Below are 19,255 nucleotides of genomic sequence, written 5' to 3'. Positions count from 1 at the left end.
AGTATTATATAAGAATATGATTTTTATAATACACTTTTTTTAGAAAGGGTTTGGCTGACATGGCTTCGATTGATAACGAAAGTATCATTAAAAGCGTCCCGCAAAAAGGGTTCTTTGGTCACCCGCGAGGACTATTTACACTATTTTTCACCGAATTTTGGGAGCGTTTCTCTTACTATGGAATGAGAGCAATCTTACTTTACTATTTGTATACAGAGACGGTAAACGGAGGGCTCGGCTTTGACAAGGGCACTGCGGTTGCCATTATGTCGATTTACGGATCACTCGTATACATGTCCACCATTATTGGCGGATGGCTCGCTGACCGGGTATTCGGTACCGCAAACACCGTGTTTTACGGCGGCATATTCATTATGTTCGGCCACATTGCACTCGCCTATCCGGGCAGCGCGATCGCATTCTATATCAGCATGGTGCTTATTATTGTGGGAACAGGCTTATTAAAACCAAACGTTTCAAGCGTGGTTGGGGATCTTTACACGAAAGAAGACCCGCGCCGCGACTCAGGTTTCAGTATTTTCTACATGGGGATTAACCTCGGTGGTTTACTTGCGCCGTTAATTGTCGGAACACTCGGACAGAAGTACAACTATCATCTCGGCTTCGGAGCTGCCGCGGTCGGAATGCTTCTCGGACTTATCGTTTTTGCTTTGACAAGAAAGAAAAACCTCGGGCTTGCAGGTTCCAATGTGCCGAATCCGCTGTCTAAAAAATCTGCGATTGGCACCGGCATCGGTGTTATCATCGTGGCGATCGCAGTGATTATCTCTGTACAAACAGGCGTGCTGACGATCAATCGTTTTATCGACCTTGTAAGTATTCTCGGTATTTTGATTCCTGTGATTTATTTCATCATCATGTTTACAAGCAAAAAAGCGGACAGCACAGAAAAATCCCGTCTTGCCGCTTACATTCCTTTGTTTATCGGTGCTGTCATGTTCTGGGCCATTCAGGAACAGGGAGCGACCATTCTTGCGGTATACGCTGATGAACGCATAAGACTTTCATTGGGCGGATTCGAACTTCAGTCATCATGGTTCCAATCATTAAATCCATTGTTTGTCGTCATTTTTGCGCCAATATTCGCATGGCTCTGGATGAAGCTTGGCAAACGCCAGCCGTCTACACCAGTTAAATTCTCAATCGGAATTATTTTAGCCGGATTGTCATTTATCATTATGGTATTCCCTGCTATGCAAGGAAAAGAAGCACTCGTAAGCCCGCTTTGGCTCGTTCTCAGCTTCCTGCTTGTCGTGCTTGGAGAGCTGTGCCTGTCTCCAGTCGGTTTATCCGTGACAACGAAACTGGCCCCAGCTGCCTTCTCTGCACAGACAATGAGTATGTGGTTTCTGACGAACGCAGCAGCCCAAGCGATCAATGCCCAAGTAGCCGGATTGTTTGATAAAATTCCTGAAACAATGTACTTCGGCACCATCGGTTTGATTTCTATCGTTCTTGGCGGCATTCTCCTGCTGCTCTCGCCGGTGATCAAACGCGCGATGAAAGGGGTCTTATAATCAGAAACAGCCCGCGGATGTTGATCTGCGGGCTGTTTTTTATTGATCAAGCCATTTCCTGAAGCTTTGATCAAAGGCTTCCGGTTCTTCCAGCATCGGCTGATGGCCGCTCTTTTCAAAAATAACCTTATCAACATGGGGATATAAACCGTCAACAGCATCCCATAGCGAAACGGGCGCAACCAAATAATCATATCTCCCTAATCCGATATACACCGGCATACGAACATCAGCTAACCGCTGAAGAAGATCAATCCGGGCAAATGTATTGCCCCATAATTCATCAATGATCGGCATATTCGTGAATACACCGTCCCATAAGGCAGCAGCATGCGGCCGCTCTTGATAAAAGCTTTTCGCTTCAGCGCGAATACACATGTGCACAAAGCGCCTTTCAGGATCTTTGTCGATGTCCTGCGGCAAATTCTCGATGTCTTTTTCAAAGCGTTTCTTTCTCTCAAGACTGGCTGTTTCCATGAAAAATGATTCGCTTTTTCGCTGTCTTTCTTCACTGTTATCAGGCGCAGTATTAAAGAGCGCCACCTTCCGAACTTGTTTGGGATATGTCCTGGCATACTCTAAAGCCATAAAAGCGTGCCCGGAATGTCCCAGGATAGTAACATCCTCAAGCTGAAGAAATGTTCTCATCCTTTCGATATCAGCCAAGACGGCATCAAGCCTCGAATCCTCCGCACGAAGCTCCCGCTTAGGCTTAGCAAATCCCCTATGGTCGACAAAGACCCATTGATATTTCTGTTTGATATCTGAGGAAAAAAGGCGCGGATAGTAAACCGCACTCCCGATCACAAGGATGGGTGCGCCCTCGCCCTCAATTCGATAAGCTAAATCAAAGCCGTCCGAGTGACAGATCCCCGCACGTTCCATTTCTCACGCCCCCTTTTGTTTTCATTATATAAAAAAAGCCTGACGCATGGTGTCAGGCTATCGATATTACCGTTTTAAATCTTCCAGGGTCTTTTTCCATCTGCCCAGCACCTCTTCAGGGCTGTGAAGCTGTATACGGACACCTGAAGTCAAATCAGCGTATTTCGCAACGTCCTCTTTCACTGAAACGATGCGGCAGGAAAAACGGTCTCTTTCATATTCGGCATCTTTCAAAGGCGGTAAAGGCGCGCATTCAAGCTTTACATAATAGGCCGCTCCCTTCCACCACGCCGTGAACTGTGCTTTTCCTGTGCGAAGGATGTTGGCCGAAGTCATTGTGTTTTTCCACAGAGCGATTCGGATATCAGTTCGGCTCAGCGCGATGATTTCACCTGCACTGATCATAGCGGCATGCGGCCAGCCATCCTCTGATACTGTTTGCAGAACGAAGGCCTCATGCTGCTTCTCATTCAGGCAGCTCCCGTCAAGCAGCTCAAAGAGACGGTCTGACATACAGTTCACGCGGATCAAGCCTTTCGTTCCGGCACCGCCGGAACTTCAATTGCTGTTTCTGTTTCCTTTGGATCAATTTTAAACGCTGGATTGTATTTTTCGGGATTTGTAATGCTTTCCGGTTCACAGGATCTCCATGTAAAAAAGCATGTTTGGCACTGATAAACTTCCCATGCGCCTTCTACAGGCGATTTGCTCATGACTTCTCCCTTTTTTGAGTCGCATCGAGGACATGTATGCATTTCGAACATCCTTTCCTTATTTATTCATTAAGTCCATTAGTTTTTGTTCCCATTCTTTCGTTGTTAGCGGAGAATCAAGCGGCTGTGAATAATGGCCTCTTGTTTCCGGCGCAACCGGTGTAGTGGCGTCGAGAATCATTTTGTGAGTGATTCCTGATGGATTGGATCCCGGATCAAGCGGCAGGACAGATAAGTCCGGAATGATGACCGCATCATGTTTCGGATGCATTTTGGTCGAAAGCGCCCACATGACCTGCGGAAGGTTGAATGGATCGACATCCTCATCAACGACAATGACCATTTTGCAGTAGCCGAGTCCGTGCGGCGTTGTGAGTGCGCGCATGCCGACCGCTTTCGCAAACCCGCCATAGCGGGTTTTTGTGGAAACAATCGCGATTAAACCGTGTGTGTACATGGCGTTCACTGCCACAATTTCGTTCGGGTACGCTTCTTTTAACTGCTGATAAAGCGGCACGCATGTGTTAATGCCGATCATGTAATCGCATTCTGTCCAAGGCATGCCTAAGTATAAATGTTCAAAGATCGGATTGTTTCTGTGATAGACGCGTTTAATTTTGATAATCGGCATGCTGCGTCCGCCGGAATAATGGCCTGTGAATTCACCGAACGGCCCTTCATATTCGCGCTCTCCGGCAATAATCTCACCTTCAAGCACCACTTCAGCGCCCCACGGAACATCAAGATCAGACAGCTTTGATTTGACGATGCGATATGGTTCGCCTTGAATCGCGCCTGCCATTTCGTATTCTGATTGATCATAGAGAAGCGGAGTCGATGCCGCCGTTGTAATGACCGGCTCACAGCCGAGCGCAATGGTGACCGGAAGATTGATGCCGCGTTCTTCAGCTTGGCGCAGATGGATTGCAATATCGTGCTGCGGGACAGGCTGAATGCCGAGACGGTCTTTTCCTTTGACCTGCATTCTGTAAATGCCGACGTTTTGTTTGCCGAAGTTGTCAGGGTCTTCAAGATCGCGGGAAATGACACATGCTTTGTCTAAATAGTAACCGCCGTCTCCTTGGTTAATTCTGAAAAGAGGCAGTATATCGAACAAATTGATATCTTCTGTGATTTCATTTTCATGAAATGGCGCTGTTTCCTCACGTTTGACCGGCATCGGAAACTGGTCATAACGCTTTGCGAATTCAAAAAACTGTTCTTTTACCGGTGTGTCTTTCGGCATGCCCAGCATCATTGCATGGTTTGGCCAAGAGCCGATGACATTCATCGCAATTTGCGCGTTATGATAGCCGTAAATGTTGTTAAATAAGAGCGCGGGGCTTTTATCGCCAAGATTGCTGGCTGCCCGTGCGGCGGCCCCTAAATCCGGTTCCGGCTTTACCTCTTCATTCACTGTAAGCAGCTGTCCTTCTTTTTCAAGGGCTGCGAGAAATTCTCTGAAATCTTGATAAGCCATGATCAAGCTCCTCCTTTTTGTTTTTCAATCCCATTCCAGCGCTTCGCTTCAGGAAGCCGAATGCCGAATTGGTCCAACGTTCTAAAAACAATATGGTCAACCATTTCCTCTAAGCTGCTCGGCTGATTATAAAATGCCGGCATCGGAGGAAGAATGATGGTGCCCATTTTCGTAAGCGCTAGCATATTTTCGAGATGAATTTGGTTCAAAGGCGTCTCTCTCGTTAAGAGGACGAGTTTTTTTCTCTCCTTGAGCATGACATCCGCCGCACGTGTCAGCAGATTATCCGCCATTCCGGTGCGAATGCTTGCGAGAGACTTCATGCTGCACGGCGCAACAATCATTCCATCGGTATCAAACGACCCGCTTGAAATGGCTGCCGCCTGATCCTTATGTGAGTAAGTGTATGTGGCCAGTTGTTCTACTTCTTGTAAGGTATAGCCTGTTTCGTGTTTGATCGTGACGTTTGCCCAAGGAGACACAACGAGATGGGTTTCCACTCCGGCGGCCTTCAGCCACTGCAGCAGCCTGACCCCGAAAATGGCCCCTGTTGCCCCTGTCATTCCGACAACGAGTTTCACTTTGCCCCCTCCTTTACGCTTGAATTCTGCTTTCATTTCAATCATACTCCTGATATATCCATATGAAAAATATCTATTAAATCTATATTTAATACCTAAAAGGTATGATAAGGAGGCGCTTTCTTTTGGATATTCGCCAGCTTCGATACTTCATTACCATTGCCCAAGAACAGAAAATTACGTCCGCAGCCAAAAAGCTTCACATGGCGCAGCCGCCTTTAAGCAGGCAGCTCAAACAGCTGGAGGACGAACTTGGTGTTGTTCTGTTTGACCGTAACAAGAAAAAACAAATGACTCTTACATATGAAGGAGCTGTTTTTCTAAAAAGAGCAAAAGAGATTCTGCATAGGTTTGAAGATGCAGTCATTGAGGTACAGGAGCTGAAGGAGGAAGTAGCCGGCACACTTGCCGTGGGATCAACGATTTATTGCGCGGCTTTGATGCTTGAAAAAGTAACACAGATCAAAGAGAGATACCCCCATCTCACCTTTAATATTTGGGAAAATGAACCCGCGACACTGTTGGAACTGCTGGAAAGCCGGCAAATCGATGCGGCGGTCACGACAACACTGATCAAAAGTGACACGGTACAATTCAAACAGCTTGATGACATTCCATGTGTGCTCGTGCTTTCAGATGAAGCCGGATATCCGTGCGGAGACACCATTAAGATGGAGGACATTCCTTCATTTCCGCTGATCCTGCTGCGGCCTGTCAACGGAAAAGGCGTCTATAATCAGGTCATGAATGAATTTCATCGTTTGAATCTGGAGCCGCGCATTGTTTGTGAATGCCACGACTCTGCAACTTTGCTCAGCCTCGTGTCATCCGGATTCGGTGCGTCTATTTTGCCCGTCACAATGATTCCCGTTCATATGAGAAATCACGTTCACACCGTCCATATCGAAAATAATCCCTTCATTATGACACCGGCTGTCATGTGGAGAACGGACAGTTATTTGCCTAAACCGGCACAGCAATTTTTGGATTTATTTTAAAAGAATTTGCCTTATGAAAACCAATTACTTGACTCATACTAAAAAAAAGTTATCCTTTAGATTTGTAAGCTATTTTTTTATTTCAATAAAATCAACCAGAAAAGTGGGGAATAAGATGAAAAAAGCATTATTGGCTTTATTCATGGTCGTAAGTATTGCAGCTCTTGCAGCTTGCGGAGCAGGAAATGACAATCAGTCAAAAGATAATGCCAAAGATGGCGATCTTTGGGCTTCAATTAAGAAAAAAGGTGTGCTCACAGTCGGAACGGAAGGAACATATGAGCCGTTCACTTACCACGACAAAGACACTGATAAACTGACTGGCTATGATGTCGAAGTTATCACAGAAGTCGCAAAACGCCTCGGGCTTAAAGTCGACTTTAAGGAAACACAGTGGGACAGTATGTTTGCCGGCCTGAATTCCAAACGGTTTGACGTTGTTGCCAACCAAGTCGGAAAAACAGATCGTGAAGACAAATATGATTTCTCAGATAAATACACAACATCAAGAGCTGTTGTCGTAACGAAAAAAGACAACAACGATATTAAGTCTGAAAAAGACGTAAAAGGAAAAACGTCAGCTCAATCACTGACAAGCAACTACAACAAATTAGCTACAAATGCCGGCGCTAAAGTAGAAGGCGTTGAAGGCATGGCGCAGGCCCTTCAAATGATCCAGCAAGGCCGTGTCGATATGACATACAACGATAAGCTTGCCGTATTGAACTATTTAAAAACATCTGGCAATAAAAACGTGAAAATCGCGTTTGAAACAGGTGATCCTCAGTCAACATATTTCACGTTCCGTAAAGGAAGCGGCGAGGTTGTTGATCAAGTCAACAAAGCATTAAAAGAAATGAAAGAGGACGGGACTCTTTCTAAAATTTCTAAAAAATGGTTCGGCGAAGATGTTTCTAAATAATCTGCCGGCATTGACGCTTGGCACGGCGATCCCGTGGGATCTGGTGCAGCAGTCATTCTGGCCGATACTTTCAGGGGGAATCTACTATACGATTCCCCTTACGATTCTTTCCTTTATATTCGGAATGATCCTGGCGCTGATTACGGCGCTTGCCAGAATGTCGAAAGTGAGACCTTTGAGATGGGTGTTCAGCGTATACGTATCCGCAATACGCGGCACTCCTCTTCTCGTTCAATTGTTCATCATTTTCTATCTGTTCCCGGCCTTTAACGTCACATTAGATCCATTTCCAAGCGCAGTTATCGCCTTTTCTTTAAACGTCGGCGCCTATGCATCTGAAATCATTCGGGCATCTATTTTATCCGTGCCGAAAGGGCAATGGGAAGCCGGCTACACAATTGGCATGACACATCAAAAAACGCTGTTCCGCGTCATTTTGCCGCAGGCGTTTCGTGTGTCGATCCCGCCATTATCCAATACCTTTATCAGCCTGATTAAAGATACATCCCTCGCCTCTCAAATTCTGGTCGCTGAGCTGTTCAGAAAAGCCCAGGAAATCGGCGCGCGGAATCTTGATCAAATTTTAGTGATCTATATTGAAGCAGCCTTTATTTATTGGATTATCTGCTTCCTGCTTTCACTCGTCCAGCATGTCATCGAACGGCGTCTTGACCGCTACGTGGCCAAATAAGGAGGTTCCGAGTATGCTTACCGTTAAAGGATTAAACAAATCATTCGGTGAAAATGAAATTTTAAAAAAGATAGATATGAAGATTGAAAAAGGAAAAGTTATCGCCATACTTGGGCCTTCAGGTTCAGGGAAAACGACGCTGCTCCGTTGCCTGAACGCTCTGGAGATCCCGAATCGCGGAGAGCTTGCATTTGATGATTTCTCCATCGATTTCTCCAAAAAGGTGAAACAGGCGGATATCCTAAAGCTTCGCCGAAAATCCGGAATGGTGTTTCAGGCGTATCACCTGTTCCCGCACCGCACAGCCCTCGAAAACGTGATGGAGGGCCCTATTCAGGTGCAAAAACGGAACAAAGAGGAAGTCAGAAAAGAAGCGATTCAGCTTCTTGATAAAGTCGGATTGAAGGACAAAATGGATTTATATCCGTTCCAGCTTTCCGGCGGCCAGCAGCAGCGCGTCGGCATCGCCCGCGCACTGGCGATTCAGCCTGAGCTCATGCTGTTTGACGAACCGACCTCAGCGCTTGATCCCGAGCTTGTCGGAGAGGTGCTGAAGGTTATCAAGGACTTGGCCAATGAAGGCTGGACCATGGTCGTCGTGACCCACGAAATCAAGTTCGCGCAGGAAGTTGCGGATGAAGTCATCTTCATCGACGGCGGCGTTATCGTGGAGCAAGGACCGCCGGAGCAAATTTTCTCTGCACCAAAAGAAGAACGGACACAGCGGTTCTTGAACCGGATTTTGAACCCGCTGTAATAAGAAAAACAGGGCGCCATCGCCCTGTTTCAGATTATTGACAAAATCCTAAAACGATTTTCGTTTTAGGATTTTGTGATTTTCAGCGTGATTGAAAACCTTTGAAGTCTAGGAAGGGCGAGCATTGGAGCACAGCGAATGTTAAATTCGTGAGCACCGAAGCACAGGCCTGACAACGAATGCAAGGGTTTGCCAACACGCTGAAACAGGGCGCCTGCGGCGACCCTGTTTTTTTGTTGAGCCCCTTTCGCCTATTCCGCCCTTCTGTCAGATGTGCTACAATGACAATCGACTGATTTTTACGAAAGAAGGGACCTCACGTGAAGCAAGAACTTGTTCTGCGCTGGACATTTTATTTTGCCGGTTTGATCATTTTGGCTTTTGGTGTATCCCTGACGATAGAAGGAAAAGCACTCGGCATTAGTCCGTGGGATGCATTTCATTACAGCCTGTTTCAGCACTTCGGGCTTACCGTCGGCCAGTGGTCCATCATTATTGGAGCGCTCATCGTCGGATTCACGTCATTGTTTACGAGGGCTTGGCCGAAAATTGGGGCCCTCCTGAATATGGTGCTCATTGGTGTATTTATAGATTTTTTCAATTTCATTCTGCCTGCCCCCTCGACCTATACAGGCTCGATCATCGTCTTCTCTCTCGGCGTAGTGCTGATCGGTTACGGCGTCGGTGTTTATGTATCAGCAGGCCTTGGCGCGGGGCCGCGTGATTCACTGATGATGCTGATTACAGAAAAAACCGGCTGGAATGTGCAATGGGTGCGGAACGGCATGGAAATAACCATTTTGTTTGCGGCATGGGGCATGGGCGGGCCGATCGGTTTTGGCACCATTTTGACCGCCATCCTCACCGGACTTATTTTGCGCTTTTCATTGCCCCAGTCAATCCAGTTGCTGAATTATGCTGTGGCAAGGCGGACAGCCGCTGTGAAAGCATCTCCGCCTGTACACTAAAACAAAGCCGCCTTGGCTTTGTTTTTTTATTTTCTCCTCTATATGAGTCTTGTGGAAGTATGATAGGATGGTTTTGACAATCTTTTGCAGACGGAGGATCTAGAATGAAGATTTACGGAATTTATATGGACCGCCCGCTTTCACAGGAAGAAAATGAACGGTTCATGTCTTTCATATCACCTGAAAAACGGGAGAAATGCCGGAGATTTTATCATAAAGAAGATGCTCACCGCACCCTGCTGGGAGATGTGCTCGTTCGCTCAGTCATAAGCAGGCAGTATCAGTTGGACAAATCCGATATCCGCTTTAGCACACAGGAATACGGGAAGCCGTGCATCCCTGATCTTCCCGACGCTCATTTCAACATTTCTCACTCCGGCCGCTGGGTCATTGGTGCGTTTGATTCACAGCCGATCGGCATAGATATCGAAAAAACGAAACCGATCAGCCTTGAGATCGCCAAGCGCTTCTTTTCAAAAACAGAGTACAGCGACCTTTTAGCAAAAGACAAGGACGAGCAGACAGACTATTTTTATCATCTATGGTCAATGAAAGAAAGCTTTATCAAACAGGAAGGCAAAGGCTTATCGCTTCCGCTTGATTCCTTTTCAGTGCGCCTGCACCAGGACGGACAAGTATCCATTGAGCTTCCGGACAGCCATTCCCCATGCTATATCAAAACGTATGAGGTCGATCCCGGCTACAAAATGGCTGTATGCGCCGCACACCCTGATTTCCCTGAGGATATCACAATGGTCTCGTACGAAGAGCTTTTATAAATGGCTCATCAACAGCTTGACACCGCGCTCAATATCTTCCGTTTTCACATTGGAATTATTGATTTTTAATAGATTTTCTTTCTGATAATCTGATAAATAATGACGGTCTATCGCCTCAAGGATCACCCCTTGTTTTTTCAGCCTATGAATCACTCTTGAGGCGGGAAGATCCTGAGGAAGCACCAGGTGGGTGTGCATGCAGGGTGCCTGCCCGCTGGAGAACGTAAAGCGGCCGCTTCCCAGCTGCCTGTGTGTTTGAATGGCTTGATGAAGCTTCAGCGACCGCTCTTTATAAGAATCTCTGATTTTCTCCTTATGCCTGCCGTACATACCGCTTTTCAGGTAAATCTCCAATGCCGCTTGAGAAATCATCGAACAGTCGATGTCGTTCAGCTTTTTGTACGCATAGAACGTGTCAGTCAGCGCTTCGGGCAAAACAGCCGCCCCCACGCGAAGGCCGGGGAACATCATTTTCGAGAAGCTTTTCAAATAGATGACATGTGAGGACAGATCATATGCGTACAGCGGATCTGCCTTTTTATTTTCCTCCAGATCACCGAGGTAATCATCCTCAACGAGATAGACATCATACGCTTCTGCCAGTCTCACAAGCTCCTGTTTATCACGCTCTGACAATGAGTAGCCAAGCGGGTTATGGAAGCGCGGCATCGTATAAAAAAATTTAATCGATTCTGTTTGAAATAACCGCTCAACCTCGGCTATATCAAGTCCCTCTTCCGTTCGTTTCACCCCGATGGCGGGAATCCCAAGCGTCTCAAGCTGTTCGACCATCAAATGGTAGCCCGGCTGTTCAATGGCGATCTTCTCTTTCCCATTTGGGAACGGCATGGCACAAAGCAGAGATAACGCCTGCTGGACACCTGATGTAATGAAAATATGCCGTTCATCCGCAAATACCTGTTGATTGGCCAAGAGCTTTCGGAGTACACGGATGAGTGATGGAAGCCCCTTTGGCGTCCCATAAATAAACAAATCGTTTTTGTATGTATCAATCGCTTTGTTGATACAGTGCTGAAAATCAAGATACGGAAACACATCTGGATCCGGCGCAGATGTGGCAAAGTCGATGGGGCCAGGCTGCCCGCTTTTTGATTTCCCTGTCTTTTTCACAATATAATAGCCGCTTTTCGGAACAGAATAGATAAGGTGGCGCTTTTCCAGCTCCTGCAGCGCGCGGATCACTGTGCTTTTGCTGACTTGGTAGCGGGCGGACATCTGACGGATAGATGGAAGCCTGTCTCCTTCTTGATAGGCGGTGCTTTGCATCATCTCCTCTATCCTCGTTACTAGACTCATATATTTCTCCATGCCTTCTCCCCCTGTTTTGTACCGGTACAGTTCATTGTTTTTCTCATTGTACCGTTCTGACCGCGGCCATACAATAAAGGGAGCGACCGGCGCTGCAATTCAGGTAAAGGAGCCATTCCCATTATGGTTAAACATCAGCAAGCCCCCGCTTATATAGCGGCTATTTTATATTCGTTCATTATCGGTTTATCCTTTCTATTCGTAAAAATCGCACTGCAAACAGCAGAGCCGTTTGATATTTTGGCGCATCGGTTCACCATTGCGTTTGCTGCGGCCACTGTACCGATCTTATTCGGCTGGGTAAAGCTATCAATCCGCGTAAAGGACGTCATTGCCATTTTGCCGCTCGCCCTGCTGTATCCCGCGTTATTTTTCAGCTTTCAGGCATTCGGCCTTGTGTACTCGTCCTCCTCTGAAGCGGGAATTATTCAGGCAGCCATTCCGATTTTCACGATGGTCTTTGCCGCTTATGTTTTAAAGGAACGCCCAACGTGGACGCAAAAGGGATTCACAGTTTTATCCGTTGCCGGCGTCATGTTTATTTTTGTGATGAAAGGCGTTGACGTGGAATCAGCCAGCTTAAAAGGGTCTTTGCTGATCCTTTTGTCCGCTTTGTCTTCAGCGATGTACAATACTGCTGCCAGAAAAATGACGCAGCGGTTCAAGCTGACAGAGCTCACCTACATCATGTCAGCCATCGGCTTTGTCGTCTTCAACGCCATCGCCCTTGTGCGTCACGGAGCGGCGGGAACAGTCGGCACTTATTTTCTGCCGTTCCGGGAGCCCGGCTTCGTTCTCGCCATTGTGTATTTGGGCGTGCTGTCTTCACTTGTCACTTCATTTCTGTCTAACTATACGCTGTCGCGAATTGAGGCGTTTAAAATGAGCGCTTTTAATCATGTATCTACCATTGTGACGATGATTGCAGGAGTTGTGATTCTCAACGAAAGCCTGGCCTGGTATCATCTTGCCGGGGCTGTTTGTATTATGATTGGCGTGGTGGGGAGCAATATCAATCTGGAGAAAAAAACAAAGCGCCCTGGTATGCCTGCAAAAAAATGAGAAATTATGCTAGACTGAAAGGAAAAACATGGTTAGAGGTGTAGGTTTACCGTATGATTCAATATACTAGTGAAAGTATCAATCTTCCAGGAGAAATCGCTTTTAAGGATGTAAGAGAAATCTTTTTTTATCAAATCGCAAAAATATCATGCTTTTACTTTCTGTTGTTTTGCGCCATATTTGCTGCAGTTAACTTCATTAACGGATGGCCCCGTATCATTTATGGCAGTGACGCGCTTAACTTGTTTATGAACAGTATGTTGATTATCGTGATGTCCGTTCTGTTTACACTTCTGCTCCTCCTTCTTCTATATGTGAAGTTTTCCAGAGCATACAAGAAGAACGAACGGATGAAATTGAAAAGAACATATACTCTGAACCAAGAAGGAATTCGTATATGTTCTAAAAAATATGACCTCATTTTCAATTGGGATGAAATCACAGCTGTTTTCGAATATAAAAATATCTTCAGGGTCAATACATCAAGTGGCCAATATATTGCGATCCCAAAACGTTTTTTTCATTCCGAAGTGGAGATGAACAGATTCAAGAAGATTATGCTTAAAAATACCGGAACAAAAAAACTCAAATTTAAAAAGGATCAGCATTGACAGTGCTGATCCTTTTATATTGAATGGTGGGTTTCTTTTGCCTTCTGTTTATCTAAAAACGGCACCAGCTCTATTACAGCCGATAAACCCACAAACACGATGCACACAGCGACAATCAGCAAATAACCATGAGTCATGTCAAAAAACAAACCGCCCGCATACACGCTAAGAGCTCCGGCAACCTGATGGATAAAGAAATTGATGCCTAACAGCGATCCGATCAATCCTGTTTGATAGCTTTCCGAAATTGACGCCGCGGTCAGCGGGATCACGCCTGTGTAACTGAACCCGAATAACAGGATAAACCCGAAGTACCAAAGGTCGCTGTGATGAATTCCGAGAATGGGAATGAGCAGGCAAATGAGGCTGAGCAGCCGAATGAAAAATAAGATGGATAGCATGACGCTTCTGCTCCCGAGGAGATCGGACAGCCAGCCCGCCAATAATCCGCCAATGATGATAAACGCCCCAAACGCGGCCATCATTCCGTTGACATGAGAGACATGCGCATCCTTCAGTATCGGGACGAGGTGAGCATCAATAATTCCCATTGTAAATCCGCAAGTAAACACGCCGAAGTACAGGATATGAATGAGGCGGGATTGCTTCATCACATTCCAAAACCCCCGCCAATCATAAGATTTTTTCACAGACTCCGCTTGCGCATGTGGCGGGTGCTTCATCCCAAAGACGAGGAGCGGCAGCAGAACAGCCGCCATGACGATTCCCAAAATGGTATAGGTACTCTGCCAGCCGGCATGATACGGAGCTGCAGCCCAAATGGGTGAGAGAAGCAGCAGGCCCGCAGAGTTGGCATTGGTCAAAATAGCAAGCGCCAGACCTTTATGTGTGTCAAACCAACGGCTGATGAAATATTGGGTCGTCACGCCGACCGCGCAGGAATACCCGATTCCGCCAAGCACACCGTAAATGGCGGAAAACACATGAACATTCGGTGAATAAGGAAGCACCAAAAAGCTTGCGCTGATGCAGACAGCTCCAAGCGCCATAATTTTTCTGACACTGAAACGGTCGATAAAAAAACCGACAAAAAACTGGACGATGCCGGTTGTGATCATAAAAATGCTGACAGAAACCGAAATCAGCGACCTGTCGGCATGGAAGGCGTCTGCCATTGGCAGCATAAAAAATTGAAAGGAATTTCTGAATGAGTTCATTCCGATGGCGAAAACAAACGTAAACAGCAATACAAACCATTTCATCTTGGGAGACGTGCGCATGTTTCAACCTGCCTTTATTTGAGTATTTCGACTATTATACCATGCAAAAATTGGCATTCAACACAAAAAAAGCGGAACAGCCGAAGCTGTCCGCTTTTGATCACGGTTGAATGATCGGATGCTGATTCAAGATCGCAAAAATCCGTTCTGCGACTTCTTCCGTTTGTGACAGCAGGAACATGTGCCCGCCGTCAAATTGATGGAATGTGATGTCTTTTGCCCACTTCTTCCACCCTTCCGCATCTCGTATGCACTTTTTATCATCAAGCCCGTTAAAGACATGAACAGGCGACTGGATCTGGGCCAGATCGTAAAGCTCAAATTGTTCAAGAGCCCGGTAATCTGATCGGAAAGAAGGCAGGAAAAAGGACATGACCTCCTTATTTTCAACAAGCTCTGCGGGCATTCCGCCTAATTGGATAATATGATCGAGAAACTGATCATCAGGCAGGTGGGACACTTTCTTCCGGTGAATATGAGGCGGCTGGATTGCAGAAATAATAACCGCCTGCGGAAAGATGCCTTCACGCTCAAGCTTTTGCGCCAGCCTGAAGGTGATCATTCCGCCCATACTGTGTCCGAACAGCACAAACGGCCGATCAGGGCGAAGGTTCAGTTCTTGCTTGTACAAATCCGTCAGCTCTTCAAGATCCTCAATAGCTGACGTTTGATTCGTGCCGTGTCCCGGCGGCTCGGCAGCGAGCATCTCGCACTCCCCCTGCAAAAAAGCATGGAGAGGGCGAAACGACGCCGAATAGCCGCCGGCAAACGGAAAACAGATGAGCTGTGTTTTTTCCGACGCATCAAATGATTTGAAGAGTTGGCTCATTGGCTGTCTCCTCCTTTCATCACTTCATTTATGAAACCGTTACGGTTTGTGTATTAAGAAATTCGAGCAAAATCCCGGCATTCCTATCTAGCGTTTCGCCCTGCAGCATTTCTGCGTGTGTTCCGAAGCCTCTTTTCATACGGTAAGCACCTGTTGTAGCTTCTTCCCATGATGCAAGCCATTCCGGCATGTCAAAATCAGCGCCGGAAGTCAGCAGATCAATATCTGCTTTCACCTGGCCTGTGCTGATCAGGTTGACGTAGTATGAGTAAAAGGCATGTGTTTTTTGCTTGAGGCCTTGTTTGACGGCTTCGCTGTTGAGCGCTTCATTGTCCCGATTGACATTCATCAACGCTTCGACATCACTTTCAACCGTGCGTCCGTCCAGATCACTGACACCTTGTTTTTTAAAGGAATCCACCATGATGATCCGCTGAACAATACGGCCTTGTTCCTCAAGCTTTTTCGCAGCTTCAAACGCCAGGCTGCATCCCGCTGAATATCCAAACAATGTTAAAGGCCCTTCCGGCTGCAGCTTCTGGATCAAATCCGCATAGCGGTCAAGCCGGTCTTCCTCCTCAATAAAATCAAAGGCGCACAGCTTGTAAGACGGCAAGCGGCTGGATAGATTTTGGTACATAAGGCCATAGCCCAAGACCGGCGGGAATGCGAAAATGATCTGCTCCTGATCCTGATTCATTATCGTTACATTCTGCAAGCCATCAGGGCCCCCGTTTTTCACATACGCTGAAATGCCGGCGATCGTCGGCGCTTCAAACAAAAGCTTTACTGGAAGATCAATCCCGAGCTCTTTCTTGATGCGGGAAGCGGCGGTCATTGCCTTTAAGGAATGCCCTCCGAGCGCAAAGAAATCGTCATGAATGCCAATTTGCTTTCTGCCGAGAACCTCAGACCATATTTGTGCGATTGTTTCTTCCATCTCGTTCCGCGGTCCAATCCATTCTTCCGCCAGCTGATCCTGATCAGGTTTTGGGAGCAGCCGTTTATTGACTTTCCCGTTCGTCGTTAAAGGAATCTCATCCAAGAAGGTAAAGGTTTGCGGCACCATGTAAGCAGGAAGCTGTTTTTTCAGGTGCGCCTTCACGTCTTCAGCTGAAAGCTGCGTTCGGTTCACAAGGTAGGCATTGATTGATGCATCGCCAGACTCAGGGCGGTCCGCCACAACGACCGCATCTTTCACACCTGGGTATTCCTGCAGCTGCTTTTCGATTTCTTCAAGCTCAATCCGGTGTCCGCGTATTTTGACCTGGTCGTCAATACGGCCGGCGTATTCAATCGTTCCATCCGGCAGCCAGCGCGCTAAATCCCCTGTGCGGTAAAGCGTTTCTCCCGGCTTGAACGGGTTCTTAATAAACTTTTCCTTCGTGAGGTCAGCACGATTTACATACCCTTTTGACACGCCCATTCCGCTGATGCACAGTTCACCGATCGCCCCGAATGGCTGGAGCTGGCTTTGCTCGTTCAGAATATAAACACTGGCATTGCTGATCGGCTTTCCAATCGGCAATGAGGAGATGGAATCCGGCAGATCATGCACGACGTGAGCTGTTGCAAACACTGTTCCCTCAGTCGGCCCGTAGCAGTTAATCAGCTTGCCCGGCCCCATGATCCGCAGCGCTTTTCTGACATGAGGCACTGACGCGCGCTCTCCGCCGAATAATATACAGCGAAGCCCCTTCATCCAATCCTCTCCCGCATCTGTGAGAAGATTAAATAGTGCGGTTGTCGCAAACATGACATTGACATTCTCTTGCAGGATCAGATCTGTGAGCCGTTCTGTATCAAGCAGCGTATGTTCATCTGCGATAATGAGCCGTGCCGCATTCAGCATAGAAGCATAGAAATCAAAGGTAAATGCATCAAAGGCGTAATTCGAAACAGACAAGAACGTATCCTGATCAGAAAATGCCATGTAGTCTACATGCTTGACCAATCCTTGAATATTGGCATGAGTGGTCATATTGCCCTTTGGCTTTCCGGTTGTGCCGGACGTGTACATGATATATGCCGGATCATTAGGATCAATCGCGGTTGCAGGATCGCTTGCCTGTTCTTCAAACCGTGTTTGATCATCAATGAAGAGCGTTGTGCCTGTATACGGCAGCTCAGCCGCTTGTTCTTTCATCTCCTGATGCGTCAGAAGACAGGCTGCCGCACTGTCAGCCAGCATATACGAGATTCGGTCCTCTGGCAGCTTCGGATCAACCGGCAGATAGGCTGCTCCCGCCTTTAATACACCGAGAATGCCGATCACCAGTTCAAGTGAGCGCTTCGTGTACAGCGCTACAACAGAGCCTTTGCCCGCACCGTGTTTTTGCAGCCGGCGTGCAATGCGGTTCGCTTCCTCATCTAATTCGCGATAAGACAGGGTCTGGCCGGAATACGTAAGCGCCGGTGCATCCGGATTGGCGTTCACTGCTTCCTTGAACCAATACGTCAGAGGCTTTGTTTCATGAGCTTGAGCCGGCGGGTTTAAGCCGGTTAGCAAAAATTCTCTCTCCCTGTCGTCAACGAGGTTGATCGTGCTGACAGGCTGATCCGGATTCTGGATGAGCTGCTGAATTGCTGTGAGAAGCTGAGATTTCAAGCGCAGGATAAACGCCTCATCAAACACATTCTCATTATAGGCAAGCTTAATCAGCATCTCATCTCCCGGGGAAGCCATCAGGTTGAGATCATAATTCGACTTCTCAAAAACATGAACATCCACCATATCAAAGCCGTTTTCACTGCTTTCTTCATTTTTCGCATCCTGAAGCGGATAGTTCTCAAAAACAATGATGTGGTCAATCAGTTTCGGCTGATCGGCCTGGCTTTGGATGTCATAAAGCGGCACATATTGGTGCGGCTCAGACTGCAGCGATTGCTCCTGCAGCTGCTTGAGCAAGCCGTTAAATGTGATACCCTCAGACAGCTTCACACGTCTCGGGACAACGTTGATAAACAGCCCGACCATATGTTCAACGCCTTTGATTTCCGCGGGACGCCCTGAAACAACTGTACCGAAGGCAAAATCGCCAGACTGCTGATAGCGGCTGATCAATACGCTCCAGACTGCCTGCAGCGCCGTACTTAAAGTGGTATGCTGCGATTTTGCAAGCTCAGTAAAAGCCTTTGTTTCCGCCTCCGGCAGTGAAAAGAGCAGCTCTTTCGGCTCATAGCCGTCCTTCTGTTTCTTCCTTTGCTCCGCAAACGTCGTTTGTCCTTCAAAGTCCTCCAAGTACTCGCGCCAGTAGCGGAGCGATGCTTGTTTATCCTGCTTTTCAAGCCACTTGATGTAGTCTTTATACGGTTTGACGGGCGGCAGGCTGTACGGCTTTTGTTCGCGCAGAGCATTGTATACCTTAAATAGATCCTGTACGACGATGCCGAAGCACCATCCGTCCAAAATAATGTGGTGGTAGCTCCACACCCATTCAAAGCTTTCTTCAGCTTTCTTGAAAATGGCTGCCCGCATCGGAATATCCCGCGTCAAATCAAAACCCCTGATCTTATCCTGTTCTTTGTACTCATTGATTTTGGCTGTTTGCTCGCTGCCCGTTAAGTGTGTCAGATCGATTTCTTCTATTTGGAACTGCCGTTTTTTCAATACGACTTGGACAGGTCTTTTTACTTTTTCGTGAATGAACACGGTACGAAATACATCGTACCGGTCCATGATCACATTCATGCTTTCTTCAAGACATTTGATATTCAAGCTGCCTTTTACTTTCATCGTGATTTGTTCAAGGTAAAAGCTTTGGCCGGGATTCAGGATGGCATGAAAAAGCATCCCTTCCTGCATCGGCGATAGGTAATACATATCTTGAACCTGATCCTTGCTAAATTGACTCATATGTTTCGCTCCCGC

The 19,255-nt window shown here is 47.0% G+C and carries 18 protein-coding genes; 9 read left to right on the top strand and 9 right to left on the bottom strand.

What is annotated here, in order from left to right:
- Positions 1-59: 59 nt before the first annotated feature.
- The gene (locus MKY10_RS02105) at positions 60-1,538 is read left to right on the top strand and encodes a peptide MFS transporter (protein WP_113713029.1); all 1,479 of its coding nucleotides are present in this window, start codon (positions 60-62) and stop codon (positions 1,536-1,538) included.
- Between the two features lie 39 nt (positions 1,539-1,577).
- Here MKY10_RS02105 and MKY10_RS02100 read toward each other — a convergent pair whose 3' ends face one another.
- From MKY10_RS02100 to MKY10_RS02080, 5 genes are all read right to left on the bottom strand, one after another.
- A complete protein-coding gene (locus MKY10_RS02100; protein ID WP_003246662.1) occupies positions 1,578-2,423 on the bottom strand; it encodes an alpha/beta hydrolase in 846 nt (281 codons plus the stop codon).
- A gap of 66 nt (positions 2,424-2,489) precedes the next feature.
- Positions 2,490-2,954, bottom strand: coding sequence for a pyridoxamine 5'-phosphate oxidase family protein (locus MKY10_RS02095; RefSeq protein WP_113713028.1), 465 nt, complete (start codon positions 2,952-2,954; stop codon positions 2,490-2,492).
- Positions 2,951-3,178, bottom strand: coding sequence for a phenolic acid decarboxylase subunit BsdD (bsdD, locus tag MKY10_RS02090; protein ID WP_010886405.1), 228 nt, complete (start codon positions 3,176-3,178; stop codon positions 2,951-2,953). The genes MKY10_RS02095 and bsdD overlap by 4 nt, the downstream gene beginning before the upstream one ends.
- 16 nt (positions 3,179-3,194) lie before the next feature.
- Positions 3,195-4,616, bottom strand: coding sequence for a phenolic acid decarboxylase BsdC (bsdC, locus tag MKY10_RS02085; protein WP_003240157.1), 1,422 nt, complete (start codon positions 4,614-4,616; stop codon positions 3,195-3,197).
- Positions 4,617-4,618: 2 nt separating this feature from the next.
- On the bottom strand, positions 4,619-5,233 hold the full coding sequence (locus tag MKY10_RS02080; RefSeq protein WP_014478815.1) for a non-oxidative hydroxyarylic acid decarboxylases subunit B: 615 nt from the start codon (positions 5,231-5,233) through the stop codon (positions 4,619-4,621).
- An 89-nt stretch (positions 5,234-5,322) separates the two neighbouring features.
- Here MKY10_RS02080 and bsdA point away from each other — a divergent pair, with 89 nt between their 5' ends.
- From bsdA to MKY10_RS02050, 6 genes are all read left to right on the top strand, one after another.
- Entirely contained in the window at positions 5,323-6,195 is an 873-nt protein-coding gene (bsdA, locus tag MKY10_RS02075) for a transcriptional regulator BsdA (protein WP_003234533.1), read from the top strand.
- A gap of 115 nt (positions 6,196-6,310) precedes the next feature.
- On the top strand, positions 6,311-7,117 hold the full coding sequence (gene tcyA, locus MKY10_RS02070) for a cystine ABC transporter substrate-binding lipoprotein TcyA (protein WP_032726543.1): 807 nt from the start codon (positions 6,311-6,313) through the stop codon (positions 7,115-7,117).
- Entirely contained in the window at positions 7,104-7,808 is a 705-nt protein-coding gene (gene tcyB, locus MKY10_RS02065; RefSeq protein ID WP_003234541.1) for a cystine ABC transporter permease TcyB, read from the top strand. The genes tcyA and tcyB overlap by 14 nt, the downstream gene beginning before the upstream one ends.
- 13 nt (positions 7,809-7,821) lie before the next feature.
- On the top strand, positions 7,822-8,565 hold the full coding sequence (tcyC, locus tag MKY10_RS02060; protein WP_003234543.1) for a cystine ABC transporter ATP-binding protein TcyC: 744 nt from the start codon (positions 7,822-7,824) through the stop codon (positions 8,563-8,565).
- A 320-nt stretch (positions 8,566-8,885) separates the two neighbouring features.
- Positions 8,886-9,533 carry a YitT family protein gene (locus MKY10_RS02055; RefSeq protein WP_014475783.1) on the top strand — a complete coding sequence of 216 codons (648 nt, stop codon included), beginning with the start codon at positions 8,886-8,888 and terminating at the stop codon, positions 9,531-9,533.
- Between the two features lie 104 nt (positions 9,534-9,637).
- Positions 9,638-10,312 (top strand): 4'-phosphopantetheinyl transferase, encoded by a 675-nt coding sequence (locus MKY10_RS02050; protein WP_032726545.1) that lies wholly within the window; start codon positions 9,638-9,640, stop codon positions 10,310-10,312.
- Here the strand turns inward: MKY10_RS02050 and MKY10_RS02045 are convergent.
- The gene (locus MKY10_RS02045) at positions 10,307-11,641 is read right to left on the bottom strand and encodes a PLP-dependent aminotransferase family protein (protein WP_339226102.1); all 1,335 of its coding nucleotides are present in this window, start codon (positions 11,639-11,641) and stop codon (positions 10,307-10,309) included. The genes MKY10_RS02050 and MKY10_RS02045 overlap by 6 nt on opposite strands.
- 123 nt (positions 11,642-11,764) lie before the next feature.
- Between MKY10_RS02045 and MKY10_RS02040 the strand changes: the two genes are divergently transcribed.
- A complete protein-coding gene (locus MKY10_RS02040) occupies positions 11,765-12,703 on the top strand; it encodes a DMT family transporter (protein ID WP_041336873.1) in 939 nt (312 codons plus the stop codon).
- A 53-nt stretch (positions 12,704-12,756) separates the two neighbouring features.
- Positions 12,757-13,314, top strand: coding sequence for a YcxB family protein (locus MKY10_RS02035; protein ID WP_041336875.1), 558 nt, complete (start codon positions 12,757-12,759; stop codon positions 13,312-13,314).
- Positions 13,315-13,328: 14 nt separating this feature from the next.
- On the opposite strand, the gene MKY10_RS02030 is transcribed toward MKY10_RS02035, so the two are convergent.
- The 3 genes from MKY10_RS02030 to srfAC form a co-directional block, all read right to left on the bottom strand.
- Positions 13,329-14,555 (bottom strand): MFS transporter, encoded by a 1,227-nt coding sequence (locus tag MKY10_RS02030; protein ID WP_128737502.1) that lies wholly within the window; start codon positions 14,553-14,555, stop codon positions 13,329-13,331.
- Between the two features lie 100 nt (positions 14,556-14,655).
- On the bottom strand, positions 14,656-15,384 hold the full coding sequence (gene srfAD, locus MKY10_RS02025; RefSeq protein WP_017696135.1) for a surfactin biosynthesis thioesterase SrfAD: 729 nt from the start codon (positions 15,382-15,384) through the stop codon (positions 14,656-14,658).
- 28 nt (positions 15,385-15,412) lie between these two features.
- On the bottom strand, positions 15,413-19,240 hold the full coding sequence (srfAC, locus tag MKY10_RS02020) for a surfactin non-ribosomal peptide synthetase SrfAC (RefSeq protein ID WP_339226097.1): 3,828 nt from the start codon (positions 19,238-19,240) through the stop codon (positions 15,413-15,415).
- Positions 19,241-19,255: the final 15 nt, after the last annotated feature.

Origin of the sequence: Bacillus sp. FSL P4-0290, from assembly GCF_037975435.1 — a bacterium.
GTDB classification, from domain to species: domain Bacteria; phylum Bacillota; class Bacilli; order Bacillales; family Bacillaceae; genus Bacillus; species Bacillus subtilis.
This window is presented reverse-complemented; position numbering and strand designations above follow the sequence as displayed.